At 73.7% G+C, this 13,191-nt stretch carries 12 protein-coding genes; 4 read left to right on the forward strand and 8 right to left on the reverse strand.

Annotation, left to right across the window (positions count from 1 at the left end):
• Positions 1-93: 93 nt before the first annotated feature.
• The 5 genes from JQN70_RS02780 to argG form a co-directional block, all read right to left on the reverse strand.
• Entirely contained in the window at positions 94-339 is a 246-nt protein-coding gene (locus JQN70_RS02780) for an acyl carrier protein (RefSeq protein ID WP_166120800.1), read from the reverse strand.
• A 64-nt stretch (positions 340-403) separates the two neighbouring features.
• A complete protein-coding gene (locus JQN70_RS02785; protein ID WP_204129804.1) occupies positions 404-1,417 on the reverse strand; it encodes a beta-ketoacyl-ACP synthase III in 1,014 nt (337 codons plus the stop codon).
• Positions 1,414-2,328 (reverse strand): ACP S-malonyltransferase, encoded by a 915-nt coding sequence (locus JQN70_RS02790; protein ID WP_204129805.1) that lies wholly within the window; start codon positions 2,326-2,328, stop codon positions 1,414-1,416. The genes JQN70_RS02785 and JQN70_RS02790 overlap by 4 nt, the downstream gene beginning before the upstream one ends.
• Before the next feature lie 96 nt (positions 2,329-2,424).
• On the reverse strand, positions 2,425-3,594 hold the full coding sequence (locus JQN70_RS02795) for a PucR family transcriptional regulator (protein WP_239110512.1): 1,170 nt from the start codon (positions 3,592-3,594) through the stop codon (positions 2,425-2,427).
• A gap of 108 nt (positions 3,595-3,702) precedes the next feature.
• Positions 3,703-5,130, reverse strand: a complete 1,428-nt coding sequence (gene argG / locus JQN70_RS02800; RefSeq protein WP_204129806.1) for an argininosuccinate synthase — start codon at positions 5,128-5,130, stop codon at positions 3,703-3,705.
• A gap of 141 nt (positions 5,131-5,271) precedes the next feature.
• Between argG and JQN70_RS02805 the strand changes: the two genes are divergently transcribed.
• Positions 5,272-6,417 carry a glycerophosphodiester phosphodiesterase family protein gene (locus JQN70_RS02805; RefSeq protein ID WP_307835781.1) on the forward strand — a complete coding sequence of 382 codons (1,146 nt, stop codon included), beginning with the start codon at positions 5,272-5,274 and terminating at the stop codon, positions 6,415-6,417.
• Between the two features lie 12 nt (positions 6,418-6,429).
• Here the strand turns inward: JQN70_RS02805 and JQN70_RS02810 are convergent, their stop codons facing one another.
• The 3 genes from JQN70_RS02810 to fdhD form a co-directional block, all read right to left on the reverse strand.
• Positions 6,430-6,732, reverse strand: coding sequence for a thiamine-binding protein (locus tag JQN70_RS02810; RefSeq protein WP_204129808.1), 303 nt, complete (start codon positions 6,730-6,732; stop codon positions 6,430-6,432).
• Positions 6,732-9,515, reverse strand: coding sequence for a pyruvate dehydrogenase (acetyl-transferring), homodimeric type (gene aceE, locus JQN70_RS02815; RefSeq protein ID WP_204129809.1), 2,784 nt, complete (start codon positions 9,513-9,515; stop codon positions 6,732-6,734). The genes JQN70_RS02810 and aceE overlap by 1 nt, the downstream gene beginning before the upstream one ends.
• Before the next feature lie 119 nt (positions 9,516-9,634).
• Positions 9,635-10,450, reverse strand: coding sequence for a formate dehydrogenase accessory sulfurtransferase FdhD (fdhD, locus tag JQN70_RS02820; protein ID WP_434063738.1), 816 nt, complete (start codon positions 10,448-10,450; stop codon positions 9,635-9,637).
• A 92-nt stretch (positions 10,451-10,542) separates the two neighbouring features.
• Here fdhD and JQN70_RS02825 point away from each other — a divergent pair, with 92 nt between their 5' ends.
• Genes JQN70_RS02825 through JQN70_RS02835 form a run of 3 tightly spaced genes read left to right on the forward strand, consistent with a single transcriptional unit; the run spans position 10,543 to position 13,132 of the window.
• The gene (locus tag JQN70_RS02825; protein WP_204129811.1) at positions 10,543-11,088 is read left to right on the forward strand and encodes a PH domain-containing protein; all 546 of its coding nucleotides are present in this window, start codon (positions 10,543-10,545) and stop codon (positions 11,086-11,088) included.
• The gene (locus JQN70_RS02830) at positions 11,085-12,653 is read left to right on the forward strand and encodes a PH domain-containing protein (RefSeq protein WP_204129812.1); all 1,569 of its coding nucleotides are present in this window, start codon (positions 11,085-11,087) and stop codon (positions 12,651-12,653) included. Before JQN70_RS02825 ends, JQN70_RS02830 begins: the two co-directional genes overlap by 4 nt.
• Positions 12,654-12,691: 38 nt before the next feature.
• Positions 12,692-13,132, forward strand: coding sequence for a DUF3052 domain-containing protein (locus JQN70_RS02835; RefSeq protein WP_204129813.1), 441 nt, complete (start codon positions 12,692-12,694; stop codon positions 13,130-13,132).
• Positions 13,133-13,191: the final 59 nt, after the last annotated feature.

Raw genomic sequence — 13,191 nt, forward strand, 5'->3', positions numbered from 1 at the left:
GGGGGGGGGGGGGTGGGGGGGGGGGGGGGGGGGGGGGGGGGGGGGGGGGGGGGGCCCCCCCCCCCGCGGGGGGGGCCCCCCCCCCCCCGGCGCTCAGCCCTGGTTGGACTGGATGAAGTTGACCGCGTCGCCGACGGTGGCGAGGTTCTTGACCTCGTCGTCGGGGATGCGGACGCCGAACTTCTCCTCGGCGTTGACGACGATGGTCATCATCGACAGCGAGTCGATGTCGAGGTCGTCGGTGAAGGACTTGTCCATCTGGACCTCGGCCGGGTCCAGGCCGGTCTCCTCGTTGACGATCTCCGCGAGGCCGCTGAGGATCTCCTGCTGGTCTGCCATCGTGCTCTCCTTCGGTGGGGGTTGGGGTGCTGCTCGGCCCGGGTGACCCGTGGGCCCACGGGAGTCAGGGGATGACGACGACCTGCGCCGCGTAGGACAGCCCGGCGCCGAAGCCGATCTGGAGGGCGAGCCCGCCGCTCGGGATCTCACCGTGCCGCACCATCCGCTCCATCGCCAGCGGGATCGAGGCCGCCGAGGTGTTGCCGGTGTAGGCGATGTCGCGGGCGATGGGCAGGTCCGGCGGCAGGGCGAGCTTCTTGGCCATCGCGTCGATGATGCGCACGTTGGCCTGGTGCGGGATGAACGCGTCGAGCTGGTCGGCGGTGATGCCGGCGGCGTCGAGGGCCTGCTGCGCGACGGGCGCCATGCCCCAGACGGCCCAGCGGAAGACCGTCTGCCCGGCCATCCCGATGTGCGGCCAGCCGAGGTTCTTCTCGTGGACGTCGATCCACGACTCGGTCTGCGAGATGGCCTCCCACTGCGCGCCGTCCGAGCCCCAGACGGTCGGGCCGATGCCGACGGTGTCGGACTGGCTGACGACCGCCGCGCCCGCGCCATCGGCGAAGATGAACGCCGTGCCGCGGTCGTCGAGCGAGGTGAAGTCGGAGAGCCGCTCGACCCCGACGACGAGGACGTTGCGGGCCGTGCCGGTGCGCACCATGTCGGAGGCCAGCGAGATGCCGTGGCAGTAGCCGGCGCACGCCGCCGAGATGTCGAAGGCCGCGCCCTTGGTGCCGAGCCGCTCGGCGAGCATCGGGGCGGCGGCCGGGGTCTGGTACGGCCAGCTGACGGTCGCGACGATGACGGCGTCGAGGTCCTCGGGGGCCACGCCGGCCATCTCGAGGGCCGGCGTCGCGGCGAAGACCGACATGTCGATGACCGACTCGCCCTCACCGGCGAAGCGCCGCTCGATGATGCCCGAGCGCTCGCGGATCCACTCGTCCGAGGAGTCGATGCGGTCGACGATCTCGCTGTTGGGCACGACCCGGCGCGGGCGGTAGCCGCCGACGCCGCTGATGCGCGAGTTCGTGACCGGGCCGGCGGTGAGGTGGCCGGTGCCCTTGGGGGAGAGGGTCATGCGGAGTGCTCCTCGAGGAGGGTGCGGGCGGCGTCGAGGTCGTCCGGGGTCTTGACGGCGAGCAGCTCGACACCCTTGAGGGCCCGCTTGGCGAGGCCGACGAGGGTGCCCGACGGCGGCAGCTCGATGATGCCCGTGACGCCGAGGGCTGCGAACCGCTCCATGCAGAGGTCCCAGCGCACCGGGTTCGACACCTGGGCGACGATGCGGTCGAGGACCTCGCGGCCGTCGGTGACCGTGGCGCCGTCGCGGTTCGAGACGAGGGTGACTCCGGGGTCGGAGACGTCGTGGTCGGCGGCGGCCGCGCGCAGCGCCTCGACCGCCGGTGCCATGTAGTGGGTGTGGAAGGCGCCGGCCACCTTGAGCGGGATGACGCGGGCCTTCGCGGGCGGGTCGTCGGCGAGGGCGGCGAGCGCGGGCAGGGCGCCGGCGGCGACGACCTGGCCGGCGCCGTTGACGTTGGCCGGCGTGAGGTCGTGGCGCTCGATGGTCGCGAGGACGTCGTCGGGGTCGCCGCCGAGGACCGCGCTCATGCCGGTGGGGGTGGCGGCGCTGGCTTCGGCCATCGCCCGGCCGCGCAGGGCCACGAGGCGCATCGCGTCGTCCTCGGCGAGGACGCCCGCCGCGGCGGCCGCGGTGATCTCGCCGACGGAGTGGCCGGCGAGGGCGCCCGGCGGAGTGTGGTCGCCGAGCGCGCGCAGGGCGAGGAGGCCGGCGCCGACGAGCAGCGGCTGGGCCACGGCGGTGTCCTTGATCGTCTCCTCGTCCGAGGTCGTGCCGTGGGCGACGAGGTCGACCCCCGCGGCGTCGGAGAGGGCGGTGAGGTGCTCACGCGCACCGGGCAGCTCGAGCCACGGGGCGAGGAACCCCGGGGTCTGCGAGCCCTGGCCGGGACAGACGATGACGATCACGGGTCCCAGCCTGTCCCGTGCGCCGTGGCCGGTTCGTGACGAGGGGGGACGAACCTCGGGCGAGCGTTTTGGAGGATGTCCACAAAGCCGTACGGCTCAGGGGCGCGGTGTGGTGCGGGTCACGGGGCCGAGCCGGTGCAGCGCGAGGGCCAGCCGGACGGTCTGGGCGTCGTGCGGGTCGGTGAGGTCGTAGCCGGTGGCCTTCGCGATGCCGGCGAGGCGGTAGCGGACGGTGTTCGGGTGGACGATGAGCGCGCGCGCCGTGCCCTCGACCCCGAGCCCGCCGTCGAGCCACGCGGCCGCGGTCTCGAGCAGCGAGCCGCCGCTCGCCTCCTCGAGCGGCCGGACGATGCGGGCGGCGAGGGCGTTGCGGGCCGGGAGGTCGCCGAGGAGGGCGCGCTCGGCGAGCAGGTCGTCGGCGTGGACGGGGCGTGGTGCGGCCGGCCAGGCGGGGGCGGCGGTGTGGCCCGAGATCGCCGCCCGGGCGCTGCGGCCGGCGGCGAAGAGGTGAGGCACGGTGGGTCCGACGACGATCGGGCCGTCGCCGAGGTGGGGGTCGAGGGTGCCGGCCAGCGACATCGGGTCGGTGACCCCGCCACCGATGCACACGACGCGGGGGCCGTGGATGGCGACGAGCAGCTCGACACCGGTGCGGCGGGCCGTGCGGTGCAGCTCACCGACGACCGCGCCGGTCGTGCCCGGCGGGGTGGACCCCACGACGACGGCGACCCCGCTGACCGCGCCCCAGCCGAGGGCGGCCGCGCGCGACTGCATCGAGTCATCGGCCTCGCCCCGGATGACGGCGTCGACGACGAGCGACTCCAGCCGCGCGTCCCACGCGCCGCGGGCCTCGGCGGCCTCGGCGTAGACCTCGGCCGCGGCGAAGGCCACCTCCCGGCTGTAGCGCAGCACCGCCTCGCGCGCGAGGTCGCCCTCGCCCGGGGCGGCGATGCCGGAGATCTCGCGCTCGACGACGCCGATGACGGTGCGGATGAGGTCGAGGGTCTGGGCGAGGCTGATCGAACGGGTCAGCTCGCGCGGTGCGGTGCCGAAGACGTCGGCGGTGACCGCCGGTCGCTCCTGGTCGCCGCCGAACCAGTCGATGAAGCTGCTGATGCCGGCCTGCGCGACGAGCCCGACCCACGACCGGTTCTCGGCCGACAGCGCCCGGAACCACTCGTGGTCGGCCTCCATCTGCCGCACCGCCGCTGCCCCGAGGTCGCCCCCGGCGCGGGCGACCCGGGCGCGGGTCTCGGCCGAGGACATGCCCGGAGTCTATTTGGAGGTTCCGGACGAGCGGGAAGGCCCTGGTTCGAGGTGAAAGGAGACCGGCAGCCGGTCGGGTTTCACCTCGACCCGCGGGGAGGGGCGACCTCAGTCGGTGCCGAACTCCATCGCGGCGGCGTCGAGCGCCTGCTCGTCGGTGCCGCCGGCCGACGGGTTGTCGGTGATCCGGTCGTAGCCGCCGGCCGGCAGCTCGCCGAAGAGCGTGCCGTTCTCGACGAGCAGCTGGCCCTGGTCGTTCGGCTGCTCGGCGTAGAGCTCGAGCTTGGCGCGGCTGTCGGCGATGTCGAGGTTGCGCATCGTCAGCTGCCCGATCCGGTCCTGCGGGCCGAAGGCGGCGTTCTCGACGCGCTCCATCGACAGCTTGTCCGGGTGGTAGCTGAAGTTCTCGCCGCGGGTGTCGACGATGGAGTAGTCCTCGCCGCGCCGCAGCCGCAGGGTCACCTGGCCGGTGACGACCGAGGCGATCCACCGCTGGACGGCCTCGCGGAGCATGAGGCTCTGCGGGTCGAGCCAGCGGCCCTCGTACAGGAGCCGGCCGAGGCGACGACCCTCGTTGTGGTAGTTCGCGATCGTGTCCTCGTTGTGCACGGCGTTGAGCAGCCGCTCGTAGGCGATGTGCAGCAGCGCCATGCCCGGCGCCTCGTAGATGCCGCGCGACTTGGCCTCGATGATGCGGTTCTCGATCTGGTCCGACATCCCGAGGCCGTGCCGGCCGCCGATGGTGTTGGCCTCGTGCACGAGCGCGACGGGGTCGAGCGTGGTGCCGTTGATCGCGACCGGACGGCCCTCGACGAAGGCGATGGTCACGTCCTCGGGCTCGATGGCGACCGCGGGGTCCCAGAAGCGGACGCCCATGATCGGCTCGACGACCTCCATCGACTCCTCGAGGTGCTCGAGGGTCTTGGCCTCGTGGGTGGCGCCCCAGATGTTCGCGTCGGTCGAGTACGCCTTCTCCTGGCTGGCCCGGTAGGGGAGCGAGCGCTCGGTGAGCCAGGCGCTCATCTCGTGCCGACCGCCGAGCTCGTGGACGAAGTCGGCGTCGAGCCACGGCTTGTAGACGCGCAGGTTCGGGTTGGCGAGCAGCCCGTAGCGGTAGAACCGCTCGATGTCGTTGCCCTTGAAGGTCGAGCCGTCTCCCCAGATCTCGACGTCGTCGGCGTGCATCGCCCGGACGAGGAGGGTGCCGGTGACCGCCCGGCCGAGGGGCGTGGTGTTGAAGTACGTCCGCCCGCCGGTGCGGATGTGGAACGCGCCGCAGGCCAGGGCCGAGAGCCCCTCCTCGACGAGCGCCGCGCGGCAGTCGACGAGGCGGGCCAGCTCAGCCCCGTACTCGCCGGCGCGGGACGGGACGGTGTCGATCTCGGGCTCGTCGTACTGGCCGAGGTCGGCGGTGTAGGTGCAGGGCACGGCGCCCTTCTCGCGCATCCACGCGACGGCGACGGAGGTGTCGAGCCCTCCGGAGAAGGCGATGCCGACGCGCTCGCCGACGGGCAGGGAAGTCAGGACCTTGGACACGGTGCAACTATATACAGGGCTCTGCATACTTCCCAAATGACCGCCGCGTGGCCCGACGGCCTCGGACGGCCACCGAAGCGTCATCCCGCCGTCACGCCGTCGTCGGCCGGGGTTCGTCGTCGCCCTCCTAGCGTCGTGGCCGTGATCCGACCCACGACAGGACTCGCCGTGACCACCCTCGCCCTCGGTCTGCTCGCCGGACCGGCCGTGCCCGCCCAGGCGGCCGTGCCGGCCGACCGGGGGCACCCGCACCCGCCGACCACCGCGCCGCTCGTCATCGCCCACCGGGGCGCCTCCGGCTACCGGCCCGAGCACACCCTGGCCGCCTACCGGCTCGCCGCCGCCCAGGGGGCCGACCTCATCGAGCCCGACCTCGTGATGACCCGCGACGGTGTGCTCGTCGACCGCCACGAACCGGAGATCAGCGGCACGACCGACGTCGCCGAGCACCCGGAGTTCGCCGACCGGCGGACGACCCGCCAGGTCGACGGGCAGTCGGTCACCGGCTGGTTCGTCGACGACTTCACGCTGCGCGAGCTGCGCACCCTGCGGGCGGTCGAGCGGCTCCCCGAGCTGCGGCCGGGCAGCGCCCGCTTCGACGGGCGGTACGCCGTGCCGACCTTCGACGAGGTGCTCGCCCTCCGGGCCCGGCTGAGCCGCGAGCAGCACCGCAGCATCGGAATCATCCCGGAGATCAAGCACTCGACGTACCTGCACTCGCGCGGGCTGGACCCCGAGCGGGCGCTCGTCCGCGCCGTCACCCGGGCCGGGCTGAACCGGCCGGACGCCCCGCTGTGGACGCAGTCCTTCGAGTGGACACCGCTCGTCGACCTCCGCGAGCACCACCGCTACCGCGCCCGGCTCGTCCTCCTCGCCTCGGCGACCGGAGGGCCCTACGACCTCACCGCCGCCGGGACGCCGCGCTCGTACGCCGAGCTCCTCCGCGCGGACTCGCTGCGCCGGCTCGCCCGGACGGTCGACGCGATCGGCCCCGACTCCTCGCTCGTCATCCCGCGCCGCGCCGACGGGACGCTCGGCACACCGACGACGCTGGTCCGCGACGCCCACGCCGCGGGGCTGACCGTGACCCCGTACACGTTCCGCGCCGAGAACACCTTCCTGCCCGTCGACTTCCGGGTGGGCACCGACCCCGCGGCGCACGGCCGGCTCGCCGACCTCGTCGAGCGGTTCCTGCGCACCGGTGTCGACGGCGTCTTCTGCGACCAGCCCGACATCTGCGTCGAGGCGCGCGACCGGCTGCGGGACGGGGACGCCGCCGCCTCCTGAGGCCGGACGGGCTCAGCCCTCGCCGAGCACCTCGTCGACGCGACGGACCTTGGACTCGAGCATCCCGGTGTGGCCGGGGCGGATGTCGGCCTTGACGACGAGCGAGACGCGGGGGTGCCGGGCGGTCATCGCGTCGACGCACTGCTCCAGCACGCCGAAGACCTCGTCCCACTCGCCCTCGAGGTTCGTGAACATCGCGTTCGTCTCGTGGGGGAGGCCGCTGGCCCGGACGATGCCGACCGCCTCCGCGACCGCGGCCGCGTAGGAGCCGGTGTCGTCCGGGCTGCTCGGCGCGATCGAGAACGCGACGAGCATCAGCTGTCGCCGCCCTCGTTGCCGGACGCCCCGGCCGTCACGTCGTGCAGCCGGTACCGGCGCGCGGCCTCGAGCGGCACCGACCGCTCGACCTCGCCGCGCTCGGCGAGGGCCTGCAGCGCCCGGACCGCCATCGACGGGCCGTCGATGTGGAAGTACCGGCGCGCGGCGGGTCGGGTGTCGGAGAAGCCGAACCCGTCGGCCCCGAGCGAGGAGAAGTCGCCGGGCACCCACTGGGCGATCTGGTCCTGGACGGCCCGCATGTAGTCGGACACGGCGACGACCGGACCCTGGCGGTCGCGCAGCTTCTGGGTGACCCACGGCACCCGGGCCTCGGCCTCGGGGTGGAGGAACGCGGCCTCGTCGCAGGCGAGCCCGTCACGGCGCAGCTCGTTCCACGAGGTCACCGACCACACGTCGGCGGCGACGTGCCAGTCGTTGCGCAGCAGCTCCTGGGCCTCGAGCGCCCACGGCATGCCGACGCCCGACGCGAGCAGCTGCACCCGCGGCGCACCCTCGGGCAGCCCCTCGGTGGAGCCCTCGGCGTAGAGGTACATCCCCTTGAGCAGGCCCTCGCGGTCGAGGTCCTCGGGCTCGGCCGGCTGACGCATCGGCTCGTTGTAGACCGTGAGGTAGTAGATGACGTTGCGCTCGTCGTCGGTGAGCGAGTCGTCGGTCCCGTACATGCGGTGCAGGCCGTCCTGCACGATGTGTGCGATCTCGTAGGCGAACGCCGGGTCGTAGTGCACCACAGCGGGGTTCGTCGACGCCAGCAGCGGGCTGTGCCCGTCGGCGTGCTGGAGGCCCTCGCCGGTGAGCGTCGTGCGCCCGGCGGTGGCGCCGATGAGGAAGCCACGCGTCATCTGGTCGGCGGCGGCCCAGATCGAGTCGCCGGTGCGCTGGAAGCCGAACATCGAGTAGAAGACGTAGATCGGGATCATCGGCTCGCCGTGCGTGGCGTAGCTCGACCCGACCGCCGTGAAGGCCGCCATCGACCCGCCCTCGTTGATGCCGAGGTGGAGGATCTGGCCGTCGGTCGCCTCGCGGTAGGCGAGCATCAGCTCGGCGTCGACGGGCGTGTAGCGCTGGCCGTGCGGGTTGTAGATCTTGATCGTCGAGAAGAACGAGTCCATCCCGAAGGTGCGGGCCTCGTCGGGGATGATCGGCACGATCCGGTTGCCGAACTCCTTGTCGCGCATGAGGTCCTTGAGCAGCCGGACGAACGCCATCGTCGTGGCGACCTCCTGCTTGCCCGAGCCCTTCTTCACCTGCGCGTAGGCCGAGCCGTCGGGCAGGTGGATGGGGATGTGCTTCGAGCGGCGTTCCGGCAGGCCGCCACCGAGCTTGCGCCGCCGCTCGAGGGCGTACTGGATGACCTCGTCGTCGGCGCCCGGGTGGAAGTACGGCGCGTTGTACGGGTCCTTCTCGAGCTGCGCGTCGTCGACGGGGATGCCGAGGCTGTCGCGCAGCCCCTTGAGGTCGTCGAGCGAGAGCTTCTTCATCTGGTGCGTGGCGTTGCGGCCGGCGAAGCCCTTGCCGAGGCCGTAGCCCTTGATCGTCTTGGCGAGGACGACGGTCGGCTGGCCGGTGTGGCCCATCGCGGCCTTGTAGGCGGCGTAGACCTTGCGGTAGTCGTGGCCGCCGCGCTTGAGCTTCCACCAGATCTCGTCGTCGCTCCAGTCCTCGACGAGCCGGCGGGTGCGCGGGTCGCGGTCGAAGAAGTGGTCGCGGACGTACTTGCCGTCGTTGGCGCGGAAGGTCTGGTAGTCACCGTCCGACGTGGAGTTCATGAGGTGGACGAGCGCGCCGTCGCCGTCGGCGGCGAGCAGCGGGTCCCAGCCGCGACCCCAGACGACCTTGATGACGTTCCAGCCGGCGCCGCGGAAGAAGGCCTCGAGCTCCTGGACGATCTTGCCGTTGCCGCGCACCGGGCCATCGAGCCGCTGGAGGTTGCAGTTGACGACGAAGGTGAGGTTGTCGAGCTCCTCCTGGGCGGCGAGCTGGAGCAGGCCGCGCGACTCGGGCTCGTCCATCTCGCCGTCGCCGAGGAAGGCCCACGTGTGCTGCTGGCTCGTGTCCTTGATGCCCCGGTTGTGCAGGTACTTGTCGAACTGCGCCTGGTAGATGGCGTTCATCGGGCCCAGGCCCATCGACACCGTCGGGAACTCCCAGAAGTCGGGCATGAGCCGCGGGTGCGGGTAGCTCGGCAGGGCGAGCGGGGCGCCGTCGACGACGTGGCTGTGCTCCTGGCGGAAGCCGTCGAGGCGGTCCTCGCTGATCCGACCCTCGAGGAAGGCGCGGGCGTACATGCCGGGGGAGGCGTGGCCCTGGAAGAAGACGTGGTCGCCGCCGCCGGGGTGGTCCTTGCCGCGGAAGAAGTGGTTCATGCCCACCTCGTAGAGCGTCGCGGCCGAGGCGTACGTGGAGATGTGCCCGCCGACGCCGATGCCCGGGCGCTGCGCGCGGTGCACGACCATCGCGGCGTTCCAGCGGAGCAGGGCGCGGAACCGGCGCTCGACGTCCTCGTCGCCGGGGAACCACGGCTCCTGCTCGGGGCTGATCGTGTTGACGTAGTCGGTGGTCGTCAGCGACGGGACACCGACCTGCATCGCGCGGGCCCGCTCGAGGAGGCGCAGCATGAGGTAGCGCGCGCGCATCCGGCCCGGGCCGTCGATGACCGCGTCGAGGCTGTCGAGCCACTCGTCGGTCTCGGTCGGGTCGATGTCCGGCAGGTGCGTCGGGATGCCGTTGAGGATCGGTCCGACGTCTTCGTGGAGGGCCACGCGCTCGTCCTTTCAGCGGTCGCGAACCGCGCCCCGGTCGGGGGCCGGTCCGCCCATCCTTCACCCTCGTGCGGCCCGCGTCACAATCCGGGTCGGGCTACTGGACGGTACGGCGAGGGTCACGCCGTCCCGGTGACCCGGTCGGGCCGCGCGTAGACCGAGAAGCGGTGCTCCCGGGTGAACGCGAGGAGGGTGATGCCCGCGTCGGCGGCGAGTTCGACGGCGAGGGAGGTGGGGGCACCGACGGCGACGACCGCCGGGACGCCGACGACCGCCGCCTTCTGGACGATCTCGAAGCTGGCGCGGGCGCTGACGACGAGCACCGTTCCCGCAAAGGGCAGCTCGCGCTCGCGCGAGAGCGCCCCGACGACCTTGTCGACGGCGTTGTGCCGGCCGACGTCCTCGCGCACGGCGAGCAGCGTGCCGTCGGGCGTGGCGAGGGCGGCGGCGTGGACGCCACCGGTCCGCTCGAAGACCGGCTGGCGCTCGCGCAGCGCGTCCGGCAGCCCCGCGAGCACCGTGGCGTCGAGGGTCACGGGGTCGGCGCCGACGTCGAAGCGGCTCGCGGTGCGCACGGCGTCGAGGGAGGCCGCGCCGCACACGCCGCAGGCGCTCGTCATCGACTCGGTGCGCTCGCGGGCCGGGCGCAGGAGCGCGACCCCGGGGGAGAGGGCGGCCTCGACGACGTTGAAGGTCGGCGAGCCGTCGGGTCCGACGTCGGTGCAGTGCATCATCGTCGCGACGTCGTGGGCCGAGCCGACCATCCCCTCGGTGAGGAGGTGGCCGAGGGCGAGGTCGAAGTCGTCGCCGGGCGTGCGCATCGTCGTCGTCACCGGCTGCTCGCCGACGCGGACCTCGAGCGGCTCCTCGACGGCCACGGTGTCGGGGCGCACGACGAGCGCGTCGCGCGCGACGTCGACCCGCGTACGGGGCACCCGTGTCGTCACCCGGCCCATGAGCGCATCCAAACACACCGCACGCCCGGTGCGGCCGGACGCGTCACGGGTGCTGGGGCAGACTGGACGGCATGACCGACCCGGCGCCGCCGAGCCCACCCGACCCGTCCCCGACGCGCACCGACACCACCACACTCGGGGTGACCCTGCGCGGCGGCGACCTCGGCTGGCGGCCGGTGGCGCCGGCCCTGGCCACGGTGCGGCTCATCGTCCTCGGGGCGGTGCTCGTCGTGCCCCTGCTCGCCACCGTCGTCGTCGCGCTGCTCGTCACCGGGTGGGTCTGGCTCGGCACGGCGGCGCTCGTCGTCGCCGGGCTGTGGGGGCTGTGGGTGATCCGCCGGCAGGTCTCGGCCATCTCGTGGGTCGAGCTCGACGAGGAGATCGTCATCCGCAAGGGCCGGTTGTTCCGGAGCCTGGTCAGCGTGCCGTACGGGCGGCTGCAGTACGTCGACATCCAGTCCGGGCCGCTGGCCCGCGCCTTCGGCATCGCCTCGTGCGAGATCCACACCGCCTCGCCCGAGAGCGGCGGCTCGCTCCCCGGGCTGCCCACCGCCGAGGCCGAGGCCCTGCGTGGCCGCCTCGCCGCTCGCGGTGAGGCCCAGCGGGCGGGGCTGTGACCGCTCCGCACCCCGCGCCGACGGCGTCCGCCGCGCCCGACGACGGCTGGCAGCGGCTGCACCCGCTCTCGCCGCTGCTCCGCGGCGGGGTCGTGCTCCTCGCCGTGCTCGGCTACGTCGTCAGCCAGCTCGTCGACTCGGTCTTCCGGTCCTTCGACCCCGAGCAGTACCTCCCGGGTGACGTCGGCGACGAGGCCGACGGGACGTGGGCCGTCACGGCGCACCCGCTCCTCGCGGTCGCCGCGCTCGTCGTCGTCATCGCCGTCGTCGGCGGGGTCAGCTGGGTCAGCTGGCGCTTCTCGCGCTTCCGGGTCGCCGGCGGCCAGGTCGAGCTGCGCTCGGGCGTGCTGTTCCGGCAGCACCGGCAGGTCCCGCTCGAGCGGGTCCAGGCGGTCGAGACGACGCGTCCGATCCTCGCCCGCCTCCTCGGGCTGAGCCAGGTCGTCGTCCAGTCCGCCGGCGGGTCGGACTCCCACCTCACCCTCGCCTTCCTCGGCGCCGACCGGGCCGAGGAGGTGCGCGCCCACCTGCTCGAGCTCGCCGGCCGCGCCGACGACCGGGGCGCCCCCCAGCACGCCCCGGGCCAGGAGGTCGCGCCGTCGGGGCCGGAGGTCGCGTCGCCGTCCCCCACCGACCGCGAGCCGGGGGTCCGCCCCCTCGTCCAGGTGCCGAACGGGCGGCTGTTCGTCGCGACGATCCTCCACGGCTCGACGATCGTCCTCGGCCTGCTCCTCCTCGCCGCGGGGCTCACCGTCGGCATCGCCGAGGCCGGCCTCAAGGTGCTCGCCGGGGCGCCGGCCCTCGTCCCGGTCGTCCTCGGCCTCGGCGTCAGCCGCGTCAAGGAGCTGCTCGTCCACGGCAACTTCGCGATCGGGCGCACGGGCACGGCGCTGCGGGTCCGCCACGGGCTGACCGACCTGCGCAACGCCACCGTGCCCCTCCACCGCGTCCAGGCCGTCGAGGTCCTCCAGCCGCTGTGGTGGCGGCCCTGGGGCTGGTGGCGGGTGCGGGTCAACGTCGCGGGCGTGCACGCCGGCGACTCCACCGACGACGAGACCGTGCTGCTGCCCGTCGGCACCTCCACCGAGGCGATGACCGTCCTCTCGGCCCTCGGGGCCGACCCGGAGGACCCCGTGCTCCTCGAGGCACTCCACGGCGACGGGGGCGAGCCCGGGTGGACCGGCCTGCCGCCGGCCGCGCGCCGGCTCGACCCGTGGTCGTGGCGGCGTACCGGGTACGCGCTGGCCGCGCACTCGCTCTACGTGCGTCGGGGCCGGTTCACCCGCCGGGCGGTCGTCGTGCCGCACGCGCGCGTGCAGTCCCTCGCCCTGCACCAGGGTCCGCTCCAGGCCCGGCTCGGCCTCGTGAGCGCCACCGTCGTCTCGACCCCGGGCCCGGTCGACGCCTCGGTGCCCCACCTCGACGCCGCGGGCGCCGAGGTCTTCCTCGACGTCGTCGGCGGGCGGGCCCGCGAGGCCCGGCGCGTCGTGGGCCCGCGGGCCGACGAGCGGCCGGCCGCCACGGGCGAGCCACTTGCACCGGACCCGGCACCGTTGGTGGACTAGCACCCGTCAGGGCACCCGATCATGAGAGGTTTGTCCGCGTGAACACGCCCGCCCCACCCCCGGTCGACCCGGGCTCGACCGTCACCGCAGCCGTGGAGCGGCTGGGCTTCGCGCCCGAGCAGGTGGTCCAGGAGTTCGGCTACGACGCCGACGTCGACGACCCGTTCCGCTTCGCCGTGGAGGACGTGTGCGGCGCCGAGCTCGAGGACGACGAGTACACGGGCGCCGCCGACGCCGTCCTCCTGTGGTTCCGCGCCGAGGACGGCGACCTCGGGGACGCCCTCGTCGACATGGTGGGGGTGCTCGAGGACGGCGGCTTCGTCGTGCTGCTCACCCCGCGCGGCGACGGCGGCGAGGTCGACCCCAGCGACATCGACGAGGCCGCGGTCGTCACCGGCCTGCACCTCGCGGGCACCTTCAACGCCGCCGACGGCTGGCGGGCGCACAAGCTCGTCGCGCCGCGTGGCGGCCGGCGCTGACCTCGGGTGACACACACCACGGGGGGTATGGGGGAGCGGGGGAGCCGGGGGCGGCACGG

Origin of the sequence: Phycicoccus sonneratiae, from assembly GCF_016887965.1 — a bacterium.
Lineage (GTDB): Bacteria > Actinomycetota > Actinomycetes > Actinomycetales > Dermatophilaceae > Phycicoccus > Phycicoccus sonneratiae.

What these genes read in the sequence shown, in the direction of transcription:
- JQN70_RS02825 (WP_204129811.1), top strand. Translation starts at nt 10,543, where the DNA reads ATGACCGACCCGGCGCCGCCGAGCCCACCCGACCCGTCCCCGACGCGC.
- JQN70_RS02780 (WP_166120800.1), bottom strand. Translation starts at nt 339, where the DNA reads ATGGCAGACCAGCAGGAGATCCTCAGCGGCCTCGCGGAGATCGTCAAC.
- JQN70_RS02785 (WP_204129804.1), bottom strand. Translation starts at nt 1,417, where the DNA reads ATGACCCTCTCCCCCAAGGGCACCGGCCACCTCACCGCCGGCCCGGTC.
- JQN70_RS02795 (WP_239110512.1), bottom strand. Translation starts at nt 3,594, where the DNA reads ATGTCCTCGGCCGAGACCCGCGCCCGGGTCGCCCGCGCCGGGGGCGAC.
- JQN70_RS02810 (WP_204129808.1), bottom strand. Translation starts at nt 6,732, where the DNA reads ATGCTCGTCGCGTTCTCGATCGCGCCGAGCAGCCCGGACGACACCGGC.